The 26,084-nt window shown below is 62.7% G+C and carries 26 protein-coding genes; 14 read left to right on the top strand and 12 right to left on the bottom strand.

From position 1 onward, the window contains the following. Positions 1-41 precede the first annotated feature (41 nt). Complete coding sequence (locus MUU54_RS01400) at positions 42-896, bottom strand: protein-disulfide reductase DsbD domain-containing protein (protein ID WP_247242219.1); 855 nt, start codon at positions 894-896, stop codon at positions 42-44. Positions 897-1,059: 163 nt separating this feature from the next. Between MUU54_RS01400 and MUU54_RS01395 the strand changes: the two genes are divergently transcribed. Next, entirely contained in the window at positions 1,060-1,662 is a 603-nt protein-coding gene (locus MUU54_RS01395; protein WP_312038789.1) for a YqgE/AlgH family protein, read from the top strand. Between the two features lie 80 nt (positions 1,663-1,742). Beyond that, entirely contained in the window at positions 1,743-1,934 is a 192-nt protein-coding gene (locus MUU54_RS01390; RefSeq protein ID WP_247242218.1) for a CsbD family protein, read from the top strand. Between the two features lie 71 nt (positions 1,935-2,005). Here MUU54_RS01390 and MUU54_RS01385 read toward each other — a convergent pair whose 3' ends face one another. The 4 genes from MUU54_RS01385 to thrC form a co-directional block, all read right to left on the bottom strand. Then, the gene (locus MUU54_RS01385; protein WP_376742040.1) at positions 2,006-4,870 is read right to left on the bottom strand and encodes an EAL domain-containing protein; all 2,865 of its coding nucleotides are present in this window, start codon (positions 4,868-4,870) and stop codon (positions 2,006-2,008) included. A gap of 38 nt (positions 4,871-4,908) precedes the next feature. Beyond that, entirely contained in the window at positions 4,909-5,520 is a 612-nt protein-coding gene (locus MUU54_RS01380) for a GNAT family N-acetyltransferase (RefSeq protein WP_247242217.1), read from the bottom strand. Between the two features lie 134 nt (positions 5,521-5,654). Beyond that, entirely contained in the window at positions 5,655-6,953 is a 1,299-nt protein-coding gene (locus tag MUU54_RS01375; protein ID WP_247242216.1) for a M16 family metallopeptidase, read from the bottom strand. Between the two features lie 26 nt (positions 6,954-6,979). Further along, positions 6,980-8,377: a threonine synthase gene (gene thrC, locus MUU54_RS01370; protein WP_247242215.1), complete on the bottom strand. Its 1,398-nt coding sequence runs from the start codon at positions 8,375-8,377 to the stop codon at positions 6,980-6,982. Between the two features lie 134 nt (positions 8,378-8,511). Between thrC and MUU54_RS01365 the strand changes: the two genes are divergently transcribed. Further along, on the top strand, positions 8,512-9,054 hold the full coding sequence (locus MUU54_RS01365; RefSeq protein ID WP_281433166.1) for a PilZ domain-containing protein: 543 nt from the start codon (positions 8,512-8,514) through the stop codon (positions 9,052-9,054). 21 nt (positions 9,055-9,075) lie between these two features. Here MUU54_RS01365 and MUU54_RS01360 read toward each other — a convergent pair whose 3' ends face one another. Then, positions 9,076-9,765: an HAD family hydrolase gene (locus tag MUU54_RS01360; protein ID WP_247242214.1), complete on the bottom strand. Its 690-nt coding sequence runs from the start codon at positions 9,763-9,765 to the stop codon at positions 9,076-9,078. A gap of 137 nt (positions 9,766-9,902) precedes the next feature. Between MUU54_RS01360 and MUU54_RS01355 the strand changes: the two genes are divergently transcribed. The 3 genes from MUU54_RS01355 (at position 9,903) to MUU54_RS01345 (ending at position 11,810) form a co-directional block, all read left to right on the top strand. Beyond that, positions 9,903-10,571, top strand: a complete 669-nt coding sequence (locus MUU54_RS01355) for a GntR family transcriptional regulator (RefSeq protein ID WP_247242213.1) — start codon at positions 9,903-9,905, stop codon at positions 10,569-10,571. 177 nt (positions 10,572-10,748) lie between these two features. After that, complete coding sequence (locus MUU54_RS01350) at positions 10,749-11,336, top strand: biotin transporter BioY (protein ID WP_247242212.1); 588 nt, start codon at positions 10,749-10,751, stop codon at positions 11,334-11,336. Between the two features lie 36 nt (positions 11,337-11,372). Then, a complete protein-coding gene (locus MUU54_RS01345; protein WP_281433165.1) occupies positions 11,373-11,810 on the top strand; it encodes a DUF1284 domain-containing protein in 438 nt (145 codons plus the stop codon). Here MUU54_RS01345 and MUU54_RS01340 read toward each other — a convergent pair. Further along, a complete protein-coding gene (locus MUU54_RS01340; protein ID WP_247242209.1) occupies positions 11,743-12,444 on the bottom strand; it encodes an ArsR/SmtB family transcription factor in 702 nt (233 codons plus the stop codon). The two genes, MUU54_RS01345 and MUU54_RS01340, sit on opposite strands and share 68 nt — an antisense overlap. A gap of 70 nt (positions 12,445-12,514) precedes the next feature. Between MUU54_RS01340 and MUU54_RS01335 the strand changes: the two genes are divergently transcribed. Together MUU54_RS01335 and MUU54_RS01330 are read left to right on the top strand one after the other, a co-directional pair. Next, on the top strand, positions 12,515-12,844 hold the full coding sequence (locus MUU54_RS01335) for an NIPSNAP family protein (protein ID WP_247242208.1): 330 nt from the start codon (positions 12,515-12,517) through the stop codon (positions 12,842-12,844). Next, complete coding sequence (locus MUU54_RS01330; protein ID WP_247242207.1) at positions 12,841-13,236, top strand: antibiotic biosynthesis monooxygenase family protein; 396 nt, start codon at positions 12,841-12,843, stop codon at positions 13,234-13,236. The genes MUU54_RS01335 and MUU54_RS01330 overlap by 4 nt, the downstream gene beginning before the upstream one ends. Here MUU54_RS01330 and MUU54_RS01325 read toward each other — a convergent pair. Together MUU54_RS01325 and MUU54_RS01320 are read right to left on the bottom strand one after the other, a co-directional pair. Continuing rightward, positions 13,189-13,503, bottom strand: coding sequence for a HepT-like ribonuclease domain-containing protein (locus MUU54_RS01325; RefSeq protein ID WP_247242206.1), 315 nt, complete (start codon positions 13,501-13,503; stop codon positions 13,189-13,191). The genes MUU54_RS01330 and MUU54_RS01325 overlap by 48 nt on opposite strands. A gap of 32 nt (positions 13,504-13,535) precedes the next feature. Further along, complete coding sequence (locus tag MUU54_RS01320) at positions 13,536-13,784, bottom strand: nucleotidyltransferase family protein (RefSeq protein WP_312038794.1); 249 nt, start codon at positions 13,782-13,784, stop codon at positions 13,536-13,538. Positions 13,785-13,976: 192 nt separating this feature from the next. On the opposite strand from MUU54_RS01320, the gene MUU54_RS01315 reads away from it, so the two are divergent. Next, positions 13,977-15,107, top strand: a complete 1,131-nt coding sequence (locus MUU54_RS01315) for a site-specific DNA-methyltransferase (protein WP_247242205.1) — start codon at positions 13,977-13,979, stop codon at positions 15,105-15,107. Positions 15,108-15,221: 114 nt separating this feature from the next. Here the strand turns inward: MUU54_RS01315 and MUU54_RS01310 are convergent, their stop codons facing one another. Together MUU54_RS01310 and mutY are read right to left on the bottom strand one after the other, a co-directional pair. After that, the gene (locus tag MUU54_RS01310) at positions 15,222-15,836 is read right to left on the bottom strand and encodes an HAD family hydrolase (protein WP_247242204.1); all 615 of its coding nucleotides are present in this window, start codon (positions 15,834-15,836) and stop codon (positions 15,222-15,224) included. A 15-nt stretch (positions 15,837-15,851) separates the two neighbouring features. Further along, a complete protein-coding gene (gene mutY, locus MUU54_RS01305) occupies positions 15,852-16,925 on the bottom strand; it encodes an A/G-specific adenine glycosylase (RefSeq protein WP_247242398.1) in 1,074 nt (357 codons plus the stop codon). Between the two features lie 172 nt (positions 16,926-17,097). Here mutY and MUU54_RS01300 point away from each other — a divergent pair, with 172 nt between their 5' ends. The 4 genes from MUU54_RS01300 to ppdK all read left to right on the top strand — a co-directional run bounded on the left by MUU54_RS01300 (position 17,098) and on the right by ppdK (position 24,807). Then, complete coding sequence (locus MUU54_RS01300) at positions 17,098-17,610, top strand: DUF721 domain-containing protein (RefSeq protein WP_247242203.1); 513 nt, start codon at positions 17,098-17,100, stop codon at positions 17,608-17,610. Positions 17,611-17,750: 140 nt separating this feature from the next. Continuing rightward, on the top strand, positions 17,751-18,449 hold the full coding sequence (locus MUU54_RS01295) for a DsbA family protein (protein WP_247242202.1): 699 nt from the start codon (positions 17,751-17,753) through the stop codon (positions 18,447-18,449). A gap of 63 nt (positions 18,450-18,512) precedes the next feature. Continuing rightward, complete coding sequence (locus MUU54_RS01290) at positions 18,513-21,974, top strand: chromosome segregation SMC family protein (RefSeq protein WP_247242201.1); 3,462 nt, start codon at positions 18,513-18,515, stop codon at positions 21,972-21,974. Positions 21,975-22,092: 118 nt separating this feature from the next. Then, positions 22,093-24,807 carry a pyruvate, phosphate dikinase gene (gene ppdK / locus MUU54_RS01285; protein WP_247242200.1) on the top strand — a complete coding sequence of 905 codons (2,715 nt, stop codon included), beginning with the start codon at positions 22,093-22,095 and terminating at the stop codon, positions 24,805-24,807. Here the strand turns inward: ppdK and MUU54_RS01280 are convergent. Beyond that, positions 24,794-25,063 (bottom strand): hypothetical protein, encoded by a 270-nt coding sequence (locus tag MUU54_RS01280; RefSeq protein WP_247242199.1) that lies wholly within the window; start codon positions 25,061-25,063, stop codon positions 24,794-24,796. The genes ppdK and MUU54_RS01280 overlap by 14 nt on opposite strands. A gap of 95 nt (positions 25,064-25,158) precedes the next feature. Between MUU54_RS01280 and MUU54_RS01275 the strand changes: the two genes are divergently transcribed. After that, entirely contained in the window at positions 25,159-26,079 is a 921-nt protein-coding gene (locus MUU54_RS01275) for a DUF1499 domain-containing protein (protein WP_247242198.1), read from the top strand. Positions 26,080-26,084 lie beyond the last annotated feature (5 nt).

Here is a 26,084-nt window from a genome sequence, read left to right as displayed (position 1 = left end):
GCTGGTCTCCTCTTGCGGGTGGCCAGCACTATAGGTTCCCGCTAATTGAAGGCAAGTGACGTTTCCATCGCCCGGTCACCGGCGATGACGAGGATGCCCCAGCGCTTGCCGCGCATCTCGTAATCCTTCGGCAATTTCTCGATCGGAATGTCGAGAACATAAAGGTCGCCTTCCTTTTGGCCGTTCTGGCTGTCGAAGAAGGTGTGCCCCTGCGGTCCTGTGACGATGACTTCGGGCGCGGCGGCGGTACCGCGAGGCAGGCGGAGCTTGAGCTGCAGCATCTGGTTGCCGCTCAGGGTATATTGGGTGACCGCAAAGTCGTCTGACGGTGGCTCCGGCAGATTTGCCTCGGCGGAAGCAAGAACCATCGCCTCCTGGACGGGCGTCGCACCCTGTGAGGCAAGATTGAGTTCGAACCTCGCCTGGAACGGAATACAGATGTTCCGGCAGAGGCCCACGAAAGCCGAGACGCCGATGCTGAGGGGCTTAGTGGCGTCCTTCACCGCAAGTTCGAACGGCAGTGTCACGGGATGATCGTAGCCGATGTCGCGAAGCGGCCCGTTGTCGATCCGCTTCGGAATGGGGTAGGCGAGGCGGGTGAGTTCGACGCCCTCGTCCGGCGATACGATCAGCTGCGGCGGAATGCCCGCATCGCCCGGCTCCCGCCAGTAGGTAATCCACCCCTCATTAGGCTCGATCTGTAGCGCACCCTTGACAGTGCCGTTGGTTGCGGGAGGCAAGGCGACGACCCGCATCCGGCCGCCCTCGTTATGGGCCCAGTCGGTCGTCTCAGCCTTTGCCGGGACAACGAAAGCCAAGGCGGCGAGCATCGCTGCAGGCGCCAGGCGCGCCAGGGAGCGGATCGCGAAATTGTGTCTGTGATCGACAGTCTTCATGGAAGCAATGCTCTAGCGGAACTGGTGAGCGGGAGCCAGCCACCTTCGATCTCCGTCCGATCATTTTAGGTTGATTGCGGGGTACGGCTGCCCCATCTTCGTTTAATAGGCAGCCGGTCCGCGGTCAAAGCGTCCGAAACCGGCAAACGGAGGCGTCTGGTTCGTGGTATCTTATTTACGAGATGAGAAAGAGCGAGGCTTTCTCGACGGCCAGTTCCTGATCGCCATGCCCGGCCTTCAGGACGGTAATTTCGCGCGCTCCGTCATCTATATCTGTGCCCATTCGCCCGCCGGCGCCATGGGCTTCATCATCAACCGCCACCAGCCGGTCTCCTTCCTGGACGTATTGGACCATCTCGATATGCTGGATGACGACAACGAGGCATCCAAGGGCATCGATCTGCGTGGTTTCCCGGTGCTGATGGGTGGTCCCGTCGAGACCGGCCGTGGCTTCGTCCTCCATTCCGACGACTATTCCGGCGAATCCAGTATTCCGGTCACGGACGATGTCTGCCTGACGGCGACTTTGGACATCATCCGGGCGATCAGCCAGGGCAAGGGGCCTCGGCGTGCCACCATGATGCTTGGCTATGCCGGCTGGGGGCCAGGTCAGCTCGAGGTGGAAATCGCCAACAATGGCTGGCTCAATTGCCCGTCCTGCCAGGACCTGATCTACGACCCCAACGTGGATACGAAGTATGAGCGTGCCTTGGCGCTTCTCGGCATCACGCCGGAGGCGCTTTCTACCGAAGCCGGACATGCTTGAAGGCCACGGAACGAACATCATAGCCGCCGCGTTCTTCTTCCGACCGGCCAGTATGGCCGAGACAGCGAAGGAGACGCGCGATGAGCAGCACCACAGACAAGATCGAAGGCAAGGCCAACGAGATGGCAGGCAAGGCCCGTCAGGCTGCCGGCGATGCGACGAACGATCGCGGCATGGAGGCGAAGGGCGCAGCCCAGGAAGGCAAGGGCCACGGCCAGCAGGCCAAGGGCGAGCTGAAGGATGGCGCCAAGAAGATCGTCGACCGCGCCTAACCATTTCATTCTGAATTAGATACAAAGAACCCGCCGGCTCGCCGGCGGGTTCTTTGTATCAGAGATTCCGCTCAGGCGCGCTTGGTCAGCGGGAAGCGTTCCTTGAGGAGCCGCAGCGTTGCGTCGGCATTGGTTGGAGGTCCGAACAGGAAGCTCTGGCCGAACTGGCATCCCATCTTGCCGAGCTCCACCGCATCCTCATCGGTCTCGATGCCTTCGGCGACGACGGCCATCTCGAGCGACCGGGCCATGGCGATGACCGAGCGTAGCAGCACTGCCCGCCGCTCGCGCACGTCCCGCACGAGCGCCTTGTCGAGCTTGATCGTGTCGAACGGGAACTGCGTCAGATAGGCGAGCGAGGAATAGCCGGTGCCGAAGTCGTCGAGGGCAAGCCCTAAGCCGATTTCCTTCAGCTTCGTCAGGAGAAGGCGGGCCTGTTCCGGATTCTCCATCATCACGGATTCCGTCAGCTCCAGCTTCAGCTGCGCCGGATCACATTCGCTCTTGGCCAGCAGCCCCCGCACCTCGTTATAAAGGTTATTGTTGAGCAGCTGCGCGCTGGACAGGTTCACCGACAGGAAGATCGGCAGCTCACCTGTCTGGCGCTGCCAGTCGATCAGGTCGGCGGCAGCACGCTCAAGCGCGAACAGGCCGAGCGGACCGATAAGGTCGGAGTTTTCCGCAATCGGGATGAACTCCGAAGGCGGGATCGTGCCGCGGCGCGGATGCTCCCAGCGCATCAGAGCCTCGAAGCCAGCAACCTCGCCGTCGCTCAGCCGGATGATCGGCTGGTAGGCAATTGAAAGCTCCTTGCGGTCGATCGCGCGGCGCAGGTCCGTCTCGATCTGCAGGCGGTCGGTACCGGAGGTGCGGAAGATCGGACGGAACGGCTCGACTCGGTTGCCACCGCCGCGTTTCGCCCGATACATGGCAAGTTCCGCGTCGCTCAATAGTTCGGACGAGCTCTCCTGCCGGTCAACCCAGGAGGCAAGCCCGATCGAGGCCGTGAGGATGATCTCGCGGTTGGCGAAGTTTATCGGCACCATGATCGCCTGCGAGATTGCATCGGCGAAGTCGGCCACCTTGGCCGGATCGGTTTCGGACACCAGGATCAACCCGAACTGGTCGCCGGAAAGCCGCGCCAGCGTGTCTTGCGGCCTGAGCAGTCGACGCAGCCTGCGGGTGAGGGCGATGAGGATATTGTCTCCCGCCGCGATCCCCAGGGCATCGTTCACCTGCTTGTAGCGGTCGATGTCGATGGCAAGAACCGTCGGACGTACGCTGTCGCTGCTGTTGGCAAGCGTCAGCACGGACTGCAACCGGTCGAGGAAGACCTGGCGGTTGGGCAGTCCCGTCAGATTGTCGTGCATGGCGTCCTGCAGCAGGCGCTCGACCGAATTCTTCTGCTCGGTGATGTCGGCGATCGTGCCCACGCAGCGGATGATCTCGCCGTTCGATCCCAGTACGGGGCGGGCACGGATCTGCAGCCAATGGAAGTGGCCGTCTTCGGCGCGGATGCGGAATTCGTGGTTCAGGCGTCCGCGACGATGCTCTAGCAGCACGTCGAGCGTGGCCTTGAACCGGTCCCGGTCATCCGGATGAAGCCGCGGCAGCCAGTTGCGGATGGGACCGTGCATGGCGCCCGTGTCAAGGCCGAGCTTTGCCGAGATGTCGGGGGTGGTGACGACCCGGTCGCGCGCCACATCCCAGTCCCACACGGTGTCACCAGAGCCTGTCAGCGCCAGCGACTGCCGTTCCAGATCGGAGAACAGCCCCTGCTGGTAGGCGCCGCCGGCAAAGGCGTGCTGCATGACGGTGAAGCCGATCAGAAGCACGATCAGTACCAGGCCGCCGCCGAGGGCGGGCTGGATGATGTCGTTGTCGAGCTGGCCCGTCACCGTCAGCCAGCCGCCGAACAGCCAGACGAGGATCAACGCCCACGTCGGCACGAGCAGGATGGCCCGGTCGTAGCGGCTGAGACCAAGATAAATGATCAGCAAAATGCCGCAGCTGGCGGTCAGCGCGAAGGATAGGCGTGCGATGCCCGATGCCATGGAGGGGTCATAGACCGCCACTGCGAAGAGGAGCGCAAGACCCAGTACCCAGGCGAGCGTCGCATAGCCCAGATGCACATGCCATCGGCTAAGATTGAGGTAGGTGAACAGGAAGATCACCAGACTTGAGGCGAGTGCCACTTCCGCGCAGGCCCGCCATATTCGCTGATCGCTCGCTGTGATGCTGATCAGCTTGTCGAGGAAGCCGAAGTCGACGCAGATATAGGCGAGCACCGCCCATGCGAGCGCCGCCGCTGCCGGCAGCATAGAGGTGCCCTTCACCACGAACAGGATGGTGAGGAAGACCGCAAGAAGCCCTGCAATCCCGAGCACGATGCCCCGATAGAGCGTGAAGGCGTTGACGGTATCCTTGTAGGCCGCCGGCTCCCAGAGATAGAGCTGCGGCAGCGTCGGCGTCGAAAGCTCGGCGACGAAGGTGATCACCGAGCCAGGATTGAGGGTGATGCGGAAGACATCGGCATCGGGACTAGGCTCACGATCAAGCGCAAAGCCTTCGCTCGGCGTGATCGCGATGATGCGCTGCGATCCGAGATCGGGCCAGAACATCTTCGACCCGACCAGGCGGAAATGCGGCGCGACGATCACCCGCTCGAGCTGCTCCTCGGAAACGTTGGCCAGCGCAAACACGGCCCAGTCGCCATTGTGGTTGGGCGAACTCGCCCGCACCTCGATCCGGCGGCGAATGCCGTCGGCGCCGGCTGCGGTCGAGACTTGGAAGGCTTCGCCCTGATTGGCGTAGATCTCCGTCATCTCGGTGAGGTCGAGCGCGTTGTCGTCACGGGAAATCTTCACGGGCTCGACGGCCGCTGCCGGCAAGGCGAGACCGATAAATGCTGCCGCCAGCGTGATGATCAGCATCATCACGCAGCGGAGTCCCGCCATGTTCGTGTAGCGGGCGGTCATTGCCTTGTCATCTTTCCGAATTCACCATCGTCCGGCAGTCGCGAGAACATGATGTGATCGCGCCACTCGCCGTTGATCTTGAGATATCTTCGCAAAAGGCCTTCCCGCTCGAAGCCGGCTTTTTCAAGGAGCCGGACACTCTTCCAGTTATCCGGAATACAGGCAGCCTCGATCCGGTGCAACTGAAGTTGCCCGTAGATGTAGGGGATGGCGATCTTGAGAGCCGCCAGCATGTGCCCCTGGCCGGCGTGGCGCTCGCCCATCCAGTAGCCGATCATGCAGCTCTGTGCTGCACCGCGCCGGATGTAGCCGATCGTCAATCCACCGAGCAGCCGCATGTCCGGCCGGCTGAACAACAGCAGCGGAACGGCATAGCCGGCACGATACTCCTCAATGCCGCGATGGACGCGGGCGCGAAAGGAAACCTCCGACAGCTCGTCTTCCCGCCAGGTTGGCTCCCAGGGCTGGAGAAAGGCTCGGCTTTCCGAGCGAATCGAAAACCACTGACGGTAGTCGCTATGATGGGCGAGCCGCAGCAGATGTTGCTCGCCATAGAGGAGCGGGGTGTCCGGCTGCCGCGACAAAAACCGAAAGATCGATCTCGTCATGTCCCACTCCAGACGATCATCGGGTCGCGGGCGCTCCCCGTTGAGATGTGGTGCCAGATCGTCCGGCACCGGCCGCCGCCTCGAAAAGGGGCTGCGGCCGCTTCATGTGACGCTGCCACTCAGGCGTCACCGGATCAACCGGCAGCGCGCTTTGTCTTCGCCGACTGGGGTGCAAGCGCGGACGAGAGTTCTTCCATCGGCACCAGCTTTTCTATCGGCCCGACGGCGGAAAGCGTGGGGACGGTGTCGAAGAACAGCCGGCCGGAAAGATCCGTCAGGCGCTCGGTCGTGATGCCCTCCAACCGTTCCATCAGCTCGTCGTTGGGGATCGGCCGGCCGTAGAGGATCATCTGCCGGGCGATCTGACCTGCGCGTGCGGCAGGGCTTTCCTGGCCCATCAACAGCTGCGCGCGGATCTGCGCCCGCGCGCGGTCGATCTCCTGCTGGTGGATCGTCTCGGAAGCCTTGCGCAGCTCGTCGATGATCACCGGTACCAGCTTCGGAATATCCTCGCCACCCGTGGCGGCATGGATGCCGAAGATGCCGGTATCGGAGAAGCCCCAATGGAAGGCATAGACGGAATAACAGAGGCCACGATGCTCGCGCACTTCCTGGAAGAGGCGGGAGGACATGCCGCCGCCGAGGATGTTGGCTAGGATCTGCGAGCAGTAGAAGTCCCGCATGTGGTAGGCCTTGCCCTCGAAGCCGAGCAGGATCTGTGCGTCCATCAAATCGCGCACTTCTCTGGTGTCGCCGCCGATATAGCGTGCCGTCTCCTGCACCGGAGGGGCGATTGGCGTCTGCGGCAGGCTCGCGAACCGCTGTTCGACCTGTTTGCAGAACTCGTCGTGATCCACCGCACCCGCCGCCACGACGAACATCCGCTCAGTCGTATAGTTGCGCGAGAGGTAGTTACGGATCTGTCCCGGAGTAAAGCTCTTCACCGTCTCCGGGGTGCCGAGGATCGGCCGGCCGATCGTCTGGCCGAGATAGGCGGTCTCGGAAAACTTGTCGAAGACAACATCGTCCGGCGTATCATTGGCAGCGCCGATCTCCTGCAGGATCACGTGCTTCTCGCGCCGCAGTTCCTCGTCGTCGAACAAGGATTCCGTCAGGATATCCGCCAGCAAGTCGACCGCCAGCGGCACGTGATCCTTAAGGACCCGTGCGTAATAGGACGTCGTCTCGGTGGAGGTGGCGGCGTTGAGTTCGCCGCCGACATTCTCGATTTCCTCGGCAATGTCGCGGGCGCTGCGTCGCGTCGTGCCCTTGAACGCCATGTGTTCGAGGAGATGGGCGATGCCATGCTCCGCTTCCGTTTCGTTACGCGAACCGGACTTGATCCAGACGCCGAGAGCCACGCTTTCGAGATGCGGCATCGCCTCGGTCACGACCGTCAACCCGGAAGGAAGCCGGGTCACTTGTACATTCATTGCTTGTCTTTCTGGCACGCCGCCACTCACTTGCCTGCTCGTGCATGTCTGCCGATGAAGCCTTCGACGTCCTTGAGCTCGGCAGGCAGAATGTCGAAGCGCTCCTCCCTGTTCATCAGATCAGCGAGCCATGATGGGAGCGCCGGGTCAATTCCGCAAGCGGATTTTACCGAAGCGGGAAACTTGGCCGGGTGTGCGGTCGAAAGCGTCACCATCGGGCTGCTTGCCTTGGCATGCTTCCTGGCAACGAAGACACCGGTGGCAGTGTGCGGATCGATCAGATAGCCGGTCTCCGCCAGCGTTTCGCGGATCGTTGCTGCAACCTGCTTCTCCGTAGCGCGTGCTGCGCGAAATTCCTTTCGAATCGCTTTGAGCGCTTCCGGCTGGACTTCGAAGGCGCCTGACTGCTTCAGACTGGCCATCGCCGCACGTACGGACGATGGGTCACGTCCATAGGCTTCAAACAGCAGCCGCTCGAAATTTGAGGAGATCTGGATGTCCATCGACGGCGACGTGGTGGCCTTGACGCCGCGCATCTCGTACCGGCCGCGCTTCAGCGTGCGGGCCAGGATGTCGTTGTCGTTGGTGGCGATCACCAGCCGTTCGATCGGCAGACCCATGCGCTTTGCGACATAGCCTGCGAAGATGTCGCCGAAATTCCCGGTGGGGACGGTGAAGGAGACTTTGCGATCGGGGCCGCCCAGCGAAACCGCGGCGGTGAAATAGTAGACGACTTGCGTCATGATGCGCGCCCAGTTAATCGAATTGACCCCGGAGAGCCCGACGCGATCCCGGAATGCGACGTCGTTGAACATCTCCTTCACGAGGTTCTGGCAGTCGTCGAAATTGCCTTCCACCGCGATAGCGTGGACATTGCTTGCGGTAGAGGTCGTCATCTGCCGCTGCTGGACCGGAGATACCTTCCCCTTCGGAAAGAGGATGAAGATGTCGGTCCGGTCGCGTCCGGCAAAGGCGTCGATCGCCGCGCCGCCGGTATCCCCCGAGGTGGCGCCGACGATCGTCGCGCGCTGGCCCCGCTCGGCCAGCACGTGATCCATCAGCCGGGCGAGCAGCTGCATGGCGACGTCCTTGAACGCCAGTGTCGTGCCGTGAAAGAGCTCCAGCACGAAATCATTGGGACCCGTCTGAACAAGAGGTGCGACTGCGGGATGACGGAAGGTCGCATAGGCCTCGTCGATCATCCTGCGCAGGTCGTCTGCCGCAATCTCGTCTCCGGTAAAGCACTTCAGGATCTCGAACGCGATCTCCTGATAGCTCATGCCGCGGAACGCGCGGATCTCGCGCTTCGTCAGCGCCGGCCATTCGCGCGGCATGTAGAGACCGCCGTCGCGTGCGAGGCCGGCGAGCAATGCGTCACGAAAGCCGAGAGCGGGCGCCTCTCCGCGGGTAGAAATGTATTCCACGACCCTGAATCCCTAATCGATTTTTATTTGCGCGGCTGGTATAGACCAGGAAAATTGGCTGCGAAAGGCCGGAAGGGCCCATTCCGGCGCGCCTTCGCCGGACCGGAAAGATGTTGAGAGGGTTGAGTACAGTGTTGGCTACAGTCACGCGCATGCTTTTGTCGGTTTCTCTTCTGGCGGTCGTTGCAGGCTGCAGTTCCTCCTCGCCCACCGCAGGTCTGAGCGCTGCGTCCGCGCCGGCCGCAGAGGCCGCAACACCGGTCGTGCAGGCCTTCTGCCCTCCGGTCGTCATGCGGGAGGAGACGGCGATCTACCGCTCCTATGCCCGCGGCGGTCAAGATAATCCGGAAAAGCTCGCCTACCAGGCCTCGCTCGCCGAAGCGACCCGTCAGTGCACTGCGAACGAGAGTACCATCACGATCAACGTCGTGGCGCAGGGCCGCATCGTCGCCGGTCCCGCCGTCAGCGCTGGGCAGGTGAACCTGCCGGTTCTGGTGGAGGTCGTCGACGGCGACAATGTCATCTATTCGCAGAAGGTGAGCTTCCCCGTCGAACTGCCGACGGCCGGTACGCAGTTCATCTTCAGCAAGCCGGACGTCCAGATCCCGAACGCCCAGGGCGGCGCCTCGCGCTTCACCCGCGTCCGCCTCGGCTTCGACATTCCTTCAAAGAACTAGCCCGAAACAAGGGCGGTCCGGCTAAAGCCCCACCGCCCAGTCGCTTAACGCCGCTACCATGGCCGGCAGGTCGCTCATTCGCGAGATGACCGTTTCTGCGCCGGCATCCGTAAGTTGGTCGGAATGCGTCGGATAGGTGTGGGATCCGCCGGTAAAGCCGATGACCCGCATGCCCGCAGCCGCCGCACCATGCACCCCATGAACGGAATCCTCGACCACCAGCACTTTCTGCGGCGAAACCCTGAAGTGTTCGGCCGCGTGCAGGAAGATGTCCGGCTTAGGCTTGACCCTGTCGGGCCCGAGTGTCTTTGCCGAAAAGATGTTCGGCTCGAAATAAGGCTTTAGTCCAACTTTCTCCAGCATCATGTCCAGCCGGTGCATGCTGGAATTGGAGCAGATGCAGCGCCGCGTCGTCAAGCGCGACAACGCGAGCTTGACCCCGTCGATGACCTTCACGTCGCGAGCGAGCCGCGCGTCGAGCAGTTTTTCCGACTTATCGATCAGCGAGGCCGAAAGCGGGATCTCCGATTCCTTCTCCACCTGCAGCAGGATGTTGCGCCAGGTCATGCCGGCAAAGCGCTCGCACATCTCCTCGACGCTGATCGGATATCCTGCCTCCGTCAGCAGGCGCGATTCCACTTGCGCCGCGATGATCTCCGAATCGACGAGGACGCCGTCGCAATCGAAGATGATGAGGTCGAGACCATTCATGAATATGCCTTTCCGGGGAGGTGAGGCGGGTCTTTTATCCAACCGGGGCCATATGCTCAACTCTTGCCGCCGCATGGCAGGCCCGGCAGAACCGACCGGCTATCGACAACGTCTGGGGCGCCATCTAAGGAGGTTGCATGGCAAAGGAACGGGAAGACACAATCGCCGGTCGCATCAGTCGCGTCCTTGCCGAACGCATCGTCCGCGGTGAAATCGCGCCTGGGTCCCGCTTGCGTCAGGACTACATTGCCGAAGAATTCCAAGCAAGTCATGTTCCCGTCCGCGAAGCTTTCCGGCGCCTCGAGGCGCAGGGTCTGGCAATCAGCGAGCCGCGCCGCGGCGTGCGGGTTGCCGCCTTCGATCTTTCGCAGGTGCGTGAGGTGGCTGAAATGCGAGCGGCGCTCGAGGGGCTGGCGCTGCGCCATGCGGCGCGGCACCTGACGCCCGCTATCCTGGATGCTGCGGAAGAGGCCACCCGCGAGGGTGACGCGGCAGCCGATGTTCACGCCTGGGAAGACGCCAACCGGCGCTTCCACCGTCTCATTTTGCAGCCCTGCGGCATGAAGCGGCTGCTGGCCTCGATCGACGATCTGCATTCCGCCAGCGCACGTTTTCTATTCTCCGCCTGGCAGTCCGGCTGGGAGAAGCGCACGGACCACGACCACCGGACGATTCTTGCGGCCCTTCGCCAAGGAAAGACCCAAGAGGCCGCGACAATCCTGCAGAAGCATGTCCAATGGATCGGCCGCGGCCCGCGAGGCGCAGACTCTCCTGCCACGCGCGAGACTTTCGCCATCGTCGGCTAGGATTATAGATAATTGGCATCAAGCATCGCTGCGCCGGCCCATCTCATTTTTCGGGTGGGGGTGTCGATGCGGCTTCTCACTAGGTCACCGGCTCATCGCCACTTGCCTGCACAGGCGAATCCTGGAAAGAGATAGATCGTATCAATGAATTATCTATAAAACGCAAAGGAGCGTCGCATGGTTTCACTTCTCACCCAAGTCTCTGTCCCTTTCGACCCGCTCCGCCTGGTCGGGCGATCGTTGGTCACGAAAGCCGTCTTCGTGCTTGCCGGCACCTTCTTCCTGGCAGTCGCATCCCAGATAGCTGTGCCGATGTACCCCGTGCCGATCACCATGCAGACCTTTGCCGTAACCATGGTCGGTGCGCTCTACGGCTGGCGTCTTGGCGGCCTCACCGTTCTTGCATGGCTGGGCGAGGCAGCCCTGGGAGCACCGGTGCTTGCAGGCGGTTCGGGCGGATTGGCTCCTTTCGCAGGTCCTACCGCCGGTTACCTGGCGTCTTTCCCGCTGATCGCCATCTTGGCCGGCTGGCTTGCCGCGCAAGGCTGGGCCGGTCGCTGCGTCGCGCGTAGCTTCGCGGCGCATCTTACTGCCAATCTGCTCTGCCTCGCGATCGGCGGTGCCTATCTGGCCAGCCTGATCGGAGCGGAAAATGGCTGGGCGCTCGGCGTCGCTCCCTTCATCCTGGGCGCTGTCCTGAAGTCGGCACTCGCTGCCGCAATCCTCAAGGGCGTCGACGATCACCGCAGCAAGGCTGCTGCCTAAGTGGTTGTTCGACTGCGCGCTCATCACCTGTTGTGCATGCTGACTTTTGTTGGCGAAGGCTATACCCCGGCTTTCGTCGCCAACTATCTCGCTCTCGTTCGCCGTCTTTCGGCGGGCGAGCAGATTGAGATCGTGGAGGGGCCGGATGACGTCTGCGGGCCGCTGCTCCAGGACAAAGACGCTCATTGTACCGCCGAGAGCGTCCAGGCACGGGACGAGCGTGCGCGCCAAGTCGTCGCTCTGGCTCTACGCCGGCCAATCCTGCCGGGCCTGCGGCTCACTCCCCATGCGCAGATGCTGAGGACCCTGAGAGCTGCCTTCGCGAAAGGTGCGGCAGGTTCCGCATGCCAGGGCTGCCAATGGTCAACGCTCTGTAGCGGCGTCGCGGGATCCAGTTATTCAGGTGTCAGACTGCAGGCGACACACGGAAGGCCGGAAACAGCGCCCCAAACTGTCGCTCACCTTCAGGGCTGAATACGACGGCGCGGCTGTCCTCGCTGCGCCGTGCCCACCCACTCGTCAGGAAGTGTGAAAGCAGCGCCTTGCCGACAGTGCCGGCGAGATGGGAGCGCCGTTCGCTCCAGTCGAGGCAGGACTTGCACATCGGCCGGCGCGATGTGCGCAGCAGAGCAAGATGCAATCCCATCTCGCCCAGAAGGCGCTCGCCTTCTGGCGTCAGAACAAGGCCGTCCCCCTCGGGACGGATGGCCTGCCTATCGAGCAAGCTGTCGAGCATCCGTACGCCGTAGTCGCCGGCGAGGTGGTCGTAGCAGACGCGTGCCTTGCGAAGCGCCGGATCTTTCGGTCCCGGCTGGTGCCGCAGGTGCCCGCGACTGGCAGCAAAGCCCATGATTGCTTCCAGCAGTGCTCCGGTCGCGGGGTCGGCCAAGGCGAAATACCGATGGCGGCTTTGCTTGCGCTGCGACACCAACCCGCCATCCTGCAGCTTCGACAGGTGCGAACTCGCCGTCTGCAGCGTGACGCCCGCCGCCTGCGCCAGCTCCGTCGCCGTCAGCGCCTGCCCGCTCATCAGCGCGGTCAGCATGTTGGCGCGCGCCGGATCTCCGATCAGCGTACCGATGCGTGCAATATCCGGACCTTCCTTCATAGTTCGATCGTAACCGAAGCATGGATGCGAGGCAACCGGCTAGGATGCCCATGCATCGAAAGGAAAACACATGATCACCTGTTTTATACGCTACGAGATCGATCCCATTCGCAGGGATGCTTTCGCCGACTACGCCCGCAACTGGGGCCAGGCTATCCCACGGTGCGGCGCAGATCTTATTGGCTACTTCGGGCCGCACGAAGGTTCGGCTACGACCGCCTATGGCGTCTACAACATCGAGAGCCTCGCCGCCTACGAAGCCTACCGTGCCCGCCTGGCAGAGGATCCCCTCGGCCGGCAAAACTACGAATTAGCCAGGCGCGAATCCTTCATCCTGAAGGAGGACCGCATCTTCCTGAAGAACATGTCGCTGCCGCATGGCCCGGGGGTGACGCCATGATCGCCGTGATCTTCGAGGTCGTGCCCTTCATGGGCGAACGCCATCGCTATCTCGATCTGGCCGGCGAGCTGCGGGCCGAACTGGAGAAGATCGACGGTTTCATCTCGATCGAGCGCTTCGAAAGCCTGACGCTGCGCGGCAAGCTCCTCTCGCTCTCCTTCTGGCGCGACGACGAGGCGGTCCGGCAGTGGCGCAACCTCGAAGCTCACCGGGCAGCGCAACACGCCGGCCGCAACAGCATCTTTGCTGACTACCGGCTTCGCATCGGCCACATCGTCCGCGACTACGGCATGTACGAGCGCGCAGAGGCGCCGGACGACAGCAACGCGGTGCATGGAGGTCAATCAGGGCCGTCGTGCAGCTTCTCGCATCGAGACCCATGCACTCCTTAGACGGGGCAGTTCATCCACTATAACGCCCCAGATAACGGTTTCAGAGAGACCGTGATACTCGTGCCTCAGTATGTTGCCTATCCCTCGGACCTTCTTCCACTCGATCTCCGGTTGGGTGGCCAGGAGCTCGTCCGAAATACGTCGACTTGCGTCGGAAACGATCTCGATGGCTCGTTCAACAGCAAACCGGGTTATCCTGTCCGACTCGTATTCCTCAACGGATCGGTTTCCAACCGCATGCTCGACTACAGCGACGGCTTCGAGCATCTCGGCGATGAAATGGTGGACTTATTTGACCATCAAAAGACCTGAAGCGCGGCATCTCCGATCCGGTCGTGCAGCATTGAGTGCAGGCTGTCGTGTGTCGTGATGTCGACGGACAAATTCAGTTCGTCCTTGAGGAAAAGCTTGATCTCGACCAGATCGAAGGCGTTGAAGCGCGCCCCAGGATCATAATCAATGAAGAGGTCGAGATCACTTCCGGCATTGGCTTCATCTCTCGCAACGGACCCAAATAGGTAAAGAGAGGTGGCACCGAGTGCCCGTATGGCATCGGCCTGCGCCTTCAGCTTCTCGATCGCCTCGCTTCTCTCCGTGGGGGAGGTTTTACCGCAGGCGAAGCTTCCTTGCCATAGCCGCAGATATTCTCGAAATCGTCCGCCGCCTTCAGCATTTCGTAACCAAGTTGGGTAACCATAACGGACAGTAAAGTATCGAGTAAGCGTAACAGCGAGTATCCCATGGCAGCAGTCCTTCCGCTTGCCGATCTGCGTCAGCAGGGTCGGCCCGGCACCTGGCTCAATACCATCATCAAGGGCGACTGCGTCGCCGCGCTCGAGGCGCTGCCCGACCGTTCGGTCGACGCGATCTTCGCAGATCCGCCATACAATCTACAGCTCGGCGGAACCCTTCACCGCCCCGACCAGTCGCTGGTCGATGCCGTTGACGACGAATGGGATCAGTTCGCTTCCTTTCAGGCCTATGATGCCTTCACCCGCGCCTGGCTGCTCGCCTGCCGCCGCGTGCTGAAGCCGAACGGCACCATCTGGGTGATCGGTTCCTACCACAATATCTTCCGCGTCGGCGCAATGCTTCAGGACCTCAACTTCTGGCTCTTGAACGACATCGTCTGGCGCAAGACCAACCCGATGCCGAACTTCAAGGGGCGCCGGTTCCAGAACGCCCACGAGACGATGATCTGGGCCAGCCGCGACGCCAAGGCGAAGTCCTACACGTTCAATTACGAGGCGCTCAAGGCGTCCAACGATGACGTCCAGATGCGCTCCGACTGGCTGTTTCCAATCTGCTCCGGCGGCGAGCGGCTGAAGGGAGAGGACGGCAAGAAGGTGCATCCGACACAAAAGCCGGAGGCGCTGCTCGCACGCGTCATCATGGCATCGACGAAGCCGGGCGACGTGATCCTCGATCCTTTTTTCGGGACCGGCACCACCGGTGCCGTCGCCAAGCGTCTCGGCCGCAACTTCGTCGGCATCGAGCGCGAGCAGGACTATATCGACGCGGCTTCCGAACGCATCGCCGCTGTCGAACCGCTGGGCAAGGCCGAACTGACGGTGATGACGGGTAAGAAGGCCGAGCCGCGCGTCGCCTTCAACACGCTGGTGGAAAGCGGTCTGGTCAAGCCGGGTCAGGTTCTGACGGACGACAAGCGCCGCTGGAGCGCCATCATCCGCGCCGACGGCACGCTGGCTGCCGGTGGCGATGCCGGCTCCATCCATCGCCTTGGCGCAAAGGTACAGGGTCTTGACGCCTGCAACGGCTGGACCTTCTGGCATTACGAGGACGGCAAGTCTCTCCGCCCCATCGACAACCTTCGAGCCGTCATCCGCAACGGTCTGGCGAAACTCGACTGACGATCCACCTGTCGTGCCGGACCCGCATTTCTCCTTCCGGTTTTTGTACCTCTAGTCCCGGAAGGGGATAAGCTGACGCCCGGAGGAGGCTGACCTCCGGGCGTCACTTTGCATTCATGTGTCGATGCCGAAGGACGCCAGATCCTGCCGCAACCGGTCGGCATCTGTGAAATGCACCGCCTGCCACCCCGCCGCACGTGCACCCTCCACATTCGCAGGCGAGTCGTCGATGAAGATGGTTGCCGCGGGATCGAGCCCGAAGTGCTCGGCGTGCTTTTCGTAGATCTCCCGGTCCGGCTTGATCAGCTCGATCTCGCCTGAGACGGTCACGCCGCGGGGCTTGTTGAGGAACGGGTACATCTCCCGGGCGTGGCGGAAAGTGTCGGCTGCGAAGTTCGTCAGCATCGTCACGTCACGGCCTTCGTCGATCAGCCCCTCCATGATCCTGACGCTGTCATCATAGGCATAAGGCACCATCTCCGGCCAGTATTGCCGGAAGGCCCGGATCTGCTCTTCCCGCTCCGGAAATTTCTCGATCAGCAGTGCTTCTGCCTCGCTCCATGGTCTGCCGCGGTCCTGTTCGAGGTTCCACTCATGTGTACAGACATTCGCAAAGAACCAGCGCCGCTCGTCCTCGTCCGGGATCAGGCGGAGATAGGGCAGGTTGGGGTCGTAGTGGATCAGCACCTTGCCGATGTCGAAGACGATATGGTTGATCGGGCCTGCCATTGTTTTTCCTTGCAGCTAGCTCGCGTGTTTCCGGAAGGCCAGAGGGATAGCCTGTGTAATTACCTTTTTCATGACGGTCGGCAGAGCCTGGGCGTGGAGGTTCGTCACCGGTTCCCACCAGCCTGTATCTGAGTCGCGCGTGACCGCTGCTCGAAACACCGAAAGCCGCAGCTCGAAGTGCGTGAAGACGTGGGTCACCGCGCCACAACTCTCCCATTCGGCGGTGAAAGGCGCGTGCTCCGCCGTCTGGCCGCCGTCCTGTCGCGCCGTCCAGCCAGTGGTTGGTACTTCGGTCATGCCGCCGAGAAGCCCGCTGTCGATCCGCCGGCGCAGGAGAACCTCTCCTTCTGGACTAACGGCGACGAAGGCAGCGCCAAAACGGACCGGCTTTTCCTTCTTTGCCGCCTTCACCGGCAACCGCTCCGGATCGTGCTCGGCAAGGGCCAGGCATCGGTCGTTGATCGGGCAGAGGGCGCAGGCCGGGCGTTTCGGCGTACAGATCGTCGCACCGAGATCCATCATCGCCTGCGCAAAATCGCCCGGCCGGTCCACAGGCGTCAGTTCCACCACGCGCTGCTTCATGAAGGGCTTTGAGCCGGGCAACGGGGCATCAATCGCAAAGAGACGGGAGATCACGCGCTCGACATTGCCGTCCATCACGGCCGCCTGGCGATTGAAGGCGATCGCAGCGACAGCAGCAGATGTGTAGTCGCCGATCCCGGGCAGGCTGCGCAGGCCCTCTTCCGTGTCTGGGAAGGATCCACCATGATGTGCTGCGACCGCTTCAGCGCATTTCTTGAGGTTGCGGGCACGGGCATAGTATCCAAGCCCGGCCCAAGCCGCCATCACGTCTTCCGTCGGAGCTGTCGCCAGATCCTCTATCCTCGGCCACAGGTCGAGAAATTTCGTGAAGTAGGATTTCACGGCTGTCACGGTCGTCTGCTGCAGCATGACCTCCGACAGCCAGATATGATAAGGCTCCGGCCGCTTCCCTTGAGCGGCCGCTTTGGGAGATACCCGCCACGGCAACTCCCGGTGGTGCTTGTCATACCAGGCGAGCAATGCTTGAGTTGTGGAGGTGGCGGACACGTCGCTGGAAAAGTCTCTGGTCGTAAGATAAGGCACTCCTATCGCTCCGGAGCGTCAGACGTCAACGAGAGAACGGCAATGACACTTCCCACTATGCGCACGAACACGTTGATTGGGATCGGCGCCCTCTCCATGGTCTCTGTCTTCAGCGATCATGCGCTGGAGGACGGCCATGTCGCGTGAAGCGAAGCCCTTCCGCCCCAAGGGCGAGATGCAGATCGCGGAAGTTGCCAATGGCATCATTGATCCCGTTCTGGCACGGCGCGCAGGCATCTCCACGGCATTGCTCGGCTCGTGGGACGAGATCGCCGGCCAGGAATTTGCCGATTGCAGCCGGCCGGAAAAGATCGCCTGGCCCAGGCGGGATGCCTCGGACGACGCGGGCGGCTATCAGGCGGGAACGCTGACGATTGCCTGTGAAGGGGCGCGCGCGCTGTTCCTGACCCATGCTCAGGGTGAGTTAATCGCCCGCATCAACGCCTTCTTCGGCTTCCCTGCGGTGCGCCAGATCCGCATTATCCAGAAGCCGGTCTCGCAGTCCGTAAAACATCGGCGCCCTCCCAAACCCTTGCGCGGAGAAGAGGCGAGACGGCTGGAGGGCATGATGGAAGGGATCGAGAGTGAGGCCCTCAAGAAGGCCGTCACAAGGCTTGGCACTGCGGTCTTGCAGAAGAAAATGCGCTGACCTTATCAAGCGGCGTATAGCCGGCGTTCAGCTTCCACATGTCACGAAGCTTTGAAGCTTTTCATTGGCGGTCACCTTGTCCCTCCTTCAAGGCCGCGCTACGGAAAGCCAACCTTTTCGTAATCCAACGCAGGTGTCTGATGAACATGAACGGAACGAACATCACAAGACGAGCCCTTCTCGGAGGTGTCGCGACTGCGGCACTGGTTCTGGCGCTGCCGCTTGCGGCAACGGACGCATTCGCTCAGGAACTGCCGGAGGCACAGGGCGAGGTCGACATGAGCGAGGCTCTGAAGCCAGGTGCTCTGCCGGAGATGGCGATTGGTGAGGATAATGCCCCGGTCCAAATCATCGAATACATGTCGATGACTTGCCCGCATTGCGCAACCTTCCACAACAATACCTTCGACGAAATCAAGACGAAGTACGTCGATACCGGGAAAGTCCGTTTCATCATCCGCGAGTTCCCGTTCGATCCACGCGCCGCGGCAGCCTTCATGCTTGCCCGTTGCCAGCCGTCGAACCCGCAGGAGCACAGCACGCCTGAACAGTATTTCCCGATGGTCTCGATGCTGATGAAGCAGCAGAATACCTGGGCTGCAGCTGAGGATGGCCGCGCGGCCCTGCTGCAAATGGCGAAACTTGCTGGTTTCTCACAGGAGACTTTCCAGGGCTGCTTGACGAACCAGCAGCTTCTCGATGATGTGAACGCCACGATGAAGCGCGGTGCCGATGAATTCGGCGTCAACTCGACGCCGACCTTCCTCATCAACGGCAAGCGCTATGCGGGGGCCATGTCTGTTGAAAGCATGTCGGCTCTTATCGACAGCTTGCTCTGAGCCCGTAGGTGATCTGACCGGCGGCGGCACCCGCGTGTCCGCCGTCCGTTTCCGGGGTGCGGCATGAAGTTCAACAAGCTGCGCGTCCTCGGGTTCAAGTCCTTTGTCGAACCCACCGAGTTCATCATCGAGCGCGGGCTGACCGGTGTTGTCGGCCCCAATGGCTGCGGCAAGTCCAACCTGGTCGAAGCGCTCCGCTGGGTCATGGGCGAAAACTCCTACAAGAACATGCGCGCGTCCGGCATGGACGACGTCATCTTCTCCGGTTCCGGCAATCGCCCGGCCCGCAACACCGCCGAAGTCTCGCTTTTCCTCGACAACAGCGACCGCACCGCGCCTGCCGCCTTCAATGATGCCGACGAAATCCAGGTCTCGCGCCGTATCGAGCGCGAGAACGGCTCGCTCTACCGCATCAATGGCAAGGAAGCGCGTGCCAAGGACGTCCAGCTTCTGTTTGCGGACGCTTCCACGGGTGCCCGCTCTCCGTCGATGGTGGGGCAGGGGCGCATCGGCGAATTGATCAACGCCAAGCCCCAGGCGCGCCGGCAACTGCTGGAAGAGGCGGCCGGCATCTCCGGTCTGCATTCGCGCCGCCATGAGGCGGAGCTTCGGCTGCGCGCGGCCGAAGGCAACCTGGAACGGCTGGAGGATATCGTTGCGCAGCTGGAAAGCCAGATCGAGAGCCTGAAGCGCCAAGCCCGGCAGGCAAACCGCTTCAAGATGTTATCGGCCGACATCCGTGCCCGCGAAGCCATGCTCCTCCATATCCGCTGGACGCAGGCAAGCGAGGCAGAGCTGGAGGCCGAGACGGCGCTGAACCAGGCGACGGTCGTCGTTGCCGAGAAGGCGCATGCGCAGATGGAGGCGGCGAAGGCACAAGCCATCGTCAGCCTGAAGCTGCCAGAACTGCGCGAGGAGGAGGCGAAGGCGGGGGCTACCCTTCAGCGCATCCAGATCGCCCGCACGCAGCTCGACGAGGAAGCGGGGCGCCTCCTGAAGCGCCGCGACGAACTTTCCCGCCGTCTGCTCCAACTGTCCGAGGATATTCGTCGCGAGGAACAGCTGGTCGCCGACAATGCCGGCTTCCTGGCAAAGCTCGACGAGGAGGAGCAGGAGCTCAACGAACTTCTGGAGCATGGCGGCGCAGAGGCGGAGGAGGTGCGCGAGATCTTCGAGGCCGCAGCAGCGACGCTCGCGGAAAGCGAAAGACAGTTTGCTGCGGTGACCGCGGAACGTGCGGAGGCCGCCGCGTCCCGCGTACAGCTGGAACGGCAGATTCGCGACCTCGGCGAGCGTCGGCAGAAGCTGGACCGGCAGTTGCAGGATGCGGAAGCCGAACTCCAGTCTATCTCCGATAAGCTCTCCTCGCTGGACGATCCGGCGGAACGGCGGGAAGTGGTTGAAGCGGCGGAATATGCCGTGGAGGAGGCTGCTGCCGCTGCGGAGGACGTTGAGGCCAGCTTGGCACGGGCGCGGTCATCAGAGGCTGAGGCCCGGGGTCCCTTGGAAGCGGCTCGTGCCAAGGTCAATGGACTGGAAACGGAAGCACGCACGATTTCGCGGATGCTGGCGGCGAGTGATGCCTGCGCCGATTTCCCGCCGGTTGCCGAGGCGATTCGCGTTGATCGCGGTTATGAAGCCGCACTGGGTGCTGCGCTGGGGGATGATCTCGAGAGTTCGATCAACCCTGCGGCGCCGTCGTTTTGGTCTCTCAATGGGGATGGTTCCAACGATCCGGCCCTTCCGACCGACTGCACGCCGCTTCTCTCCTATGCTACCGCGCCGCCCGAACTAACCCGTCGCCTGGCGCAGATCGGCGTCGTGGATGCGACTGATGCACAGCGGCTGATGGCGGAGCTGAAGCCCGGCCAGAAGCTGGTGACCAGGGAAGGGGCGGTCTACCGCTGGGACGGCCATGTCGCCGGATCGGAAGCGCCCGGCGCTGCCGCGCTGCGATTGTCGCAAAAGAACCGCCTTGCAGAGCTGGAAGAAGAGATTGAGGAAGCGGCCATCGTCCTTGCGGACGCCGAAGCAGCCCTTTCGGATGCGGCCTCCGCGATCGTTGCAGAAGAAACGCGTCTTGACGAGGCGCGCGAGCGCAACCGGATTGTGGCGCGTCAGCTTGCCGATGCACGCGACGCGCTCGCAGCAGCGGAGCGGGCGGCCGGTGACCTCCTTCGCCGGCGGGATGTGGTCACCGAAGCGGAGAGCCATGTGCGCATCCAGATCGATGAGCTCCTCCTGCAGGAGGAGAATGCGCGCATCGAACTGGAGGATGCACCGGATCTCACAGACATCGACCAGCGCCTGCGTGACCAGCAGCTGGCGGTGGCGACCGACCGGAGCATGCTGGCGGAGGCGCGGGCGCGCTACGAGGGGCTAAACCGAGAAGCCGAGAACCGCCGCCGCCGCTTGAGCGCGGTCGCCCAGGAGCGGTCCGCCTGGCAGGCACGTGCGACGAGCACCGAAAGCCATGTCGCGACGCTTCGCGAACGCGAGGAGGAGGCCCGCGAGGAAATTGCAGATCTGGAGGCCGCCCCGGAGGAGATCGAGGAAACGCGCCGCAACCTCCTGTCGGAGCTGCAGAAGGCGGAAGCTGCGCGCAAATTGGCCACGGACAAGCTTGCCGAGGCGGAGACGCGTCAGCGCGATGCCGATCGCATCGCCACCACCGCACTTGCCGAGCTGGCGGAGGCGCGGGAAAAGCGCGGCCGCGCTGAAGAACGGCTGGTCTCCTCCGCCGAACGGCGTCACGAAAGCGAGCTGCGGATCCAGGAGGCCCTCGGCGTGTCTCCTCCGGAGGTCATGCGGCTCGCTGGCATCGCCCCCGGTTTGGCACTTCCCGATGTCAGGGACATCGAGCGCGAGGTGGATCGGCTGAAGATGGAGCGCGAGCGGCTCGGTGCGGTCAACCTCAGGGCAGACGAGGAGCAGAAGGAGCTGTCCAACAAGCTCGAGGCTCTGATCCGCGAGCGTGACGACATCATTGACGCGATCCGCAAGCTGCGCGGCGCCATCCAGAGCCTCAACCGCGAGGGTCGCGAGCGACTGATTGCCGCCTTCGACGTCGTCAACGCGGAGTTCCAGCGGCTCTTCACGCACCTGTTCAACGGCGGCACGGCTGAGTTGCAGCTGATCGAGTCCGACGATCCGCTCGAAGCCGGACTGGAAATTCTGGCCCGTCCGCCGGGCAAGAAGCCGCAGACGATGACGCTGCTGTCCGGTGGCGAGCAGGCCCTGACGGCCATGGCCTTGATATTTGCCGTCTTCCTCACCAATCCCGCCCCGATCTGCGTTCTCGACGAGGTCGATGCTCCCCTCGACGACCATAACGTCGAGCGCTACTGCAACCTGATGGACGAGATGGCCGCCTCGACCGAGACCCGCTTCGTGATCATCACCCACAACCCGATCACCATGGCCCGCATGAACCGACTGTTCGGCGTCACCATGGCCGAGCAGGGCGTTTCCCAGCTTGTTTCGGTTGACCTGCAAACGGCCGAGCTCCTGCGCGAGGCAAGCTGACCCACTCGCCGCTTTCGACCTTTGTTGCATTGCAACATTATTGCTCCGCCGCACGTTTTCAAACAGCAGCGGAAACTGTATGCCTAACCAAAAACACTGCATTGGGTGGAGCAGGCGGATGAGGAAGTGGGTCTACCGCTTCGGTGGAGGCAAGGCGGAAGGAAGCGCCGCAGACGTGGCGATGCTCGGCGGCAAGGGTGCAAACCTTGCCGAAATGGCAAATCTTGGCCTGCCGGTGCCGCCGGGACTGACGATCCTCACCGACGCCTGCGCCTGGTATTTCGCCAACAATTGCTCCCTACCGGAAGACCTGAAGGCGCAGGTGCTGGCTGGCATTGCCGGCATGGAGGCCGAGACCGGCCGCACCTTCGGCGGCAGCAGCAAGCCGCTTCTCCTTTCCATTCGCTCCGGCGCGCGGGCTTCCATGCCTGGCATGATGGACACGGTCCTCAACCTCGGCCTGAACGATGAAACCGTCCAGGCACTTGGCAACGACGCGGCCGACGCGCGCTTTGCCTGGGACAGCTACCGGCGTTTCATCCAGATGTATGCCGACGTGGTGATGGGCATCGACCACGAAATCTTCGAGGAGGTTCTCGAAGACGAAAAGGCGCGCCGCGGCCATGACTACGACACCGACCTCTCTGCGTTTGAGTTGGAGCATGTCGTCGGGCTCTACAAGCGCCTGATTGAAGAGGAGTTTGGCGAGACCTTTCCGCAGGATCCACACGTCCAACTCTGGGGCGCGATCGCCGCCGTCTTTGCCAGCTGGATGAACCCGCGGGCCGTGACTTATCGCTCGCTGCACCGCATTCCGGAGCAATGGGGGACGGCCGTCAACGTGCAGGCCATGGTCTTCGGCAATCACGGCTCGTCGTCCGCGACTGGCGTTGCCTTCACCCGTAATCCGTCCACGGGGGAAAGGGCCCTCTACGGCGAATTTCTCGTCAACGCGCAAGGGGAGGATGTCGTTTCCGGTATCCGCACCCCGCAGTCGCTGACGGAGGAGGGGCGCCTGTCATCCGGCTCCGACAAGCCGTCGATGGAGAAACTGATGCCGGAAGCCTTCCGCCAGTTCGTTTCCATCTGCGACCGCCTGGAAGCCCATTACCGCGACATGCAGGACGTGGAGTTCACGGTCGAGCGCGGCAAGTTGTGGATGCTGCAGACCCGCGCCGGAAAGCGGACCACGCGGGCTGCCATGAAGATTGCCGTCGACATGGTGGGGGAAGGGCTAATCTCGGAAGAGGATGCGGTCAGCCGCATCGAGCCGTCATCGCTCGACCAGTTGCTCCATCCGACGATCGACCAGCGCGTTGAGCGAAGCGTGATCGGCTCCGGCCTTCCCGCCTCTCCCGGGGCGGCCGCAGGCGAGATCGCCTTCACGGCGGAGGAAGCGGTCGTGGCGGAAGCTGAAGGTCGCAAGGTCGTTCTGGTGCGCGTCGAAACGAGCCCGGAGGATATTCATGGCATGCACGCGGCGGAGGCGATCCTTACCACGCGCGGCGGAATGACCAGTCACGCCGCCGTCGTGGCACGGGGTATGGGCATCCCCTGTGTCGTCGGCGCAGGCAATATGCGGGTGGATCTGCGTCACGAGCAGCTGGTCTGCCCCGGCGGCATCATCTTGAAAAAGGGTGACATGGTCACGGTCGACGGTTCGTCAGGGCACGTGCTGAAGGGCAGCGTGCCGATGATCCAGCCGGAGCTTTCGGGCGACTTCGGACGCCTCATGGAATGGGCCGACAAGGCCCGCCGCATGACCGTGCGCGCCAACGCCGATACTCCGGCCGATGCGCATGCTGCGCGATCCTTCGGGGCGGAAGGCATCGGCCTTTGCCGCACCGAACACATGTTCTTCGACGGCGAGCGCATCCATGTGATGCGCGAGATGATCCTGGCAGAGGACGAGGCGGGCAGGCGCGCAGCTCTGGCAAAGCTTCTGCCGATGCAGCGCTCCGATTTCACCGATCTCTTCTCCATCATGCACGGCCTGCCGGTGACGATCCGCCTCCTCGACCCGCCGCTCCATGAATTTCTGCCGAAGTCGGAGGAGGAGGTCGAAGAGGTCGCGGCGGCCATGCAGATGGAGGCGGGCTTTCTGCGCCGGCGGGTGGAGGCGCTGCACGAGTTCAATCCGATGCTCGGCCATCGCGGCTGCCGCCTCGCCATCTCCTACCCGGAGATCGCGGAAATGCAGGCCCGGGCGATTTTCGAGGCGGCCATTGCAGCGGCCCGCGAGACGGGCGAGGCGGTCGCGCTGGAAATCCTGGTGCCGCTCGTCAGCCTGCGCTCCGAGCTCGACTACGTGAAAGGGTCAATCGATCGCATCTCCGCTCAGGTCGCAAGAGAAACCGGCGTGCGGATCGACTATCTCGCCGGAACCATGATCGAACTGCCGCGAGCGGCCATTCGCGCGCATGTCATTGCCGAGACGGCGCAGTTCTTCTCCTTCGGCACCAACGACTTGACGCAGACGACCTTCGGCATTTCGCGCGACGATGCAGCCGGCTTCATCCCCACCTATCAGCGCAAGGGCATCATTGACCAGGATCCCTTCGTTTCGCTCGACCTGGATGGCGTTGGCGAACTCATCAGTCTGGCCGCCGAGCGCGGGCGCAAAACCCGCGGTGACCTGAAGCTTGGTATCTGCGGCGAACATGGGGGAGATCCTACCTCGATCACCTTTTGCGAAGAGATCGGGCTGGACTATGTCTCCTGTTCACCGTTCCGCGTACCGATCGCGCGCCTTGCTGCCGCCCAGGCTGCGATTGCCTGGCGACGTCGTGAAGAAAGCGCCGTGCCGAGAAGTCGCATCCTCAGTCTTCCTTGATGATGATGCGCCGCTCCACATACATCGGCCCCCACATCGTGCGTGCCTGCTGATCGCGCCAGCTGCGCATGTCCGCACGCCGGTCGAGATCCAGGTCGAGCAGGCAGCGGGCCATGGCATCGGTGCCAGGCTTGAAACCGTAGCCCGCGCAGCTGCGCTGATCGGCTGCGCGGCGCTCCTCCGGCGTCATCGTCTGGCAACCGGCCAGCGCCAGCGGCAGGATGGCGGCAGAGAATACGATAATGGCTGGTCGCATGGCGTGTCTCCGTATGGGCATTTGCGATTTTAATATGCCCCGACCTGTTCTACACAGTCAGGAATGCATAGGCCAATTCCAGATGCTGTGATTCCATGACCGTCCGCTATGTCCGGCCCATCTCCCACTCCGCCTATGCGGCCCGCCGGATTGCGCTGGCAGCGCTCCTGCTGTTCGTGCTGGCGACATTGGGACATCGTTTCGGGCCGCTGCGCACGCCGGATTTTCTCGCACTTCTTCTCGTGTCCGCAGCCATTGCCGCGGCCGCCGTTCCGCTATCGCTCCTGGGATTGATGCGCCTCTGGCAGAAGGGCGCGGAGGGGGGACTTGCGTCCGCCAAGGCCTTGATCTATGCGGCAATCCCGATTGCCGTCGTCGCCGCCGGCGCCGTCCCCTATCTCACTCGGCCAGCACTGCACGAGGTGACGACGGACACGGAGGATCCGCCTCTCTTTCTGACGGAACCCGACTACGATCAGGAATGGCTGCGGGGACGCACGGCCCCTACGTTGGCCGACCGGCGCGCGCAGATCGGCGCCTATCCAGGCCTCACCGGGCGCCGTTACGAAGGGGCTCTGGACCGCGTACTGGAGGGCGTGGAGGCAGCAGCGCTGTCATCTCGCATCACGCTTCAGACGCGTGACGAAGAGGATCCCGATGCTTCGCAGGAGCCTGGGGACGCGCCGGCCGACGAGGGGGTCGCGTTTCCGCTGCCGCAATCGGTTCCCGTCCCGCTGCCGCGGCCTGGGCCGCGACCGACCCTGGAGGAGCTCCCAGCGGCCAACGAACTGCTTCCGACCCGCGGCGAACTGCTTCTCCAGGGTGAAGCGCGGACCTTCTTCCTGGGGCTGCCATTCGACGTGGTGATCAGACTGCGGGAGGACGAAGAAACGACCTCCGTCGATGTTCGCATCGCCTCCCGCTACGGCGCCCATGATTTGGGCCTGAGTGCCGAGATCGCTGAAGATTTCCTAGACCGCCTCGACGCCGAGCTTCTGGGGATAGCCGGCGGCTGAGTCAA

It is taken from the genome of Pseudorhizobium tarimense, assembly GCF_022968135.1.
Taxonomy (GTDB): domain Bacteria; phylum Pseudomonadota; class Alphaproteobacteria; order Rhizobiales; family Rhizobiaceae; genus Neorhizobium; species Neorhizobium tarimense.
The sequence above is the reverse complement of the archived record's forward strand: the minus strand, read 5'-3'. Positions and strand labels throughout refer to the sequence as shown.

Coding starts and splice junctions, on each gene's coding strand:
- MUU54_RS01385 (WP_376742040.1), bottom strand. CDS start 4,870: ATGATGCTGATCATCACGCTGGCGGCAGCATTTATCGGTCTCGCCTTG.
- MUU54_RS01390 (WP_247242218.1), top strand. CDS start 1,743: ATGAGCAGCACCACAGACAAGATCGAAGGCAAGGCCAACGAGATGGCA.
- MUU54_RS01295 (WP_247242202.1), top strand. CDS start 17,751: ATGAACATGAACGGAACGAACATCACAAGACGAGCCCTTCTCGGAGGT.
- MUU54_RS01350 (WP_247242212.1), top strand. CDS start 10,749: ATGGTTTCACTTCTCACCCAAGTCTCTGTCCCTTTCGACCCGCTCCGC.
- MUU54_RS01280 (WP_247242199.1), bottom strand. CDS start 25,063: ATGCGACCAGCCATTATCGTATTCTCTGCCGCCATCCTGCCGCTGGCG.
- MUU54_RS01330 (WP_247242207.1), top strand. CDS start 12,841: ATGATCGCCGTGATCTTCGAGGTCGTGCCCTTCATGGGCGAACGCCAT.
- MUU54_RS01360 (WP_247242214.1), bottom strand. CDS start 9,765: ATGAATGGTCTCGACCTCATCATCTTCGATTGCGACGGCGTCCTCGTC.
- MUU54_RS01310 (WP_247242204.1), bottom strand. CDS start 15,836: ATGGCAGGCCCGATCAACCATATCGTCTTCGACATCGGCAAGGTGCTG.
- MUU54_RS01400 (WP_247242219.1), bottom strand. CDS start 896: ATGAAGACTGTCGATCACAGACACAATTTCGCGATCCGCTCCCTGGCG.
- MUU54_RS01340 (WP_247242209.1), bottom strand. CDS start 12,444: ATGAAGGAAGGTCCGGATATTGCACGCATCGGTACGCTGATCGGAGAT.
- MUU54_RS01290 (WP_247242201.1), top strand. CDS start 18,513: ATGAAGTTCAACAAGCTGCGCGTCCTCGGGTTCAAGTCCTTTGTCGAA.
- MUU54_RS01345 (WP_281433165.1), top strand. CDS start 11,373: ATGCTGACTTTTGTTGGCGAAGGCTATACCCCGGCTTTCGTCGCCAAC.
- MUU54_RS01315 (WP_247242205.1), top strand. CDS start 13,977: ATGGCAGCAGTCCTTCCGCTTGCCGATCTGCGTCAGCAGGGTCGGCCC.
- MUU54_RS01355 (WP_247242213.1), top strand. CDS start 9,903: ATGGCAAAGGAACGGGAAGACACAATCGCCGGTCGCATCAGTCGCGTC.
- MUU54_RS01380 (WP_247242217.1), bottom strand. CDS start 5,520: ATGACGAGATCGATCTTTCGGTTTTTGTCGCGGCAGCCGGACACCCCG.
- ppdK (WP_247242200.1), top strand. CDS start 22,093: ATGAGGAAGTGGGTCTACCGCTTCGGTGGAGGCAAGGCGGAAGGAAGC.
- MUU54_RS01325 (WP_247242206.1), bottom strand. CDS start 13,503: ATGCTCGAAGCCGTCGCTGTAGTCGAGCATGCGGTTGGAAACCGATCC.
- MUU54_RS01335 (WP_247242208.1), top strand. CDS start 12,515: ATGATCACCTGTTTTATACGCTACGAGATCGATCCCATTCGCAGGGAT.
- MUU54_RS01300 (WP_247242203.1), top strand. CDS start 17,098: ATGTCGCGTGAAGCGAAGCCCTTCCGCCCCAAGGGCGAGATGCAGATC.
- MUU54_RS01275 (WP_247242198.1), top strand. CDS start 25,159: ATGACCGTCCGCTATGTCCGGCCCATCTCCCACTCCGCCTATGCGGCC.
- MUU54_RS01375 (WP_247242216.1), bottom strand. CDS start 6,953: ATGAATGTACAAGTGACCCGGCTTCCTTCCGGGTTGACGGTCGTGACC.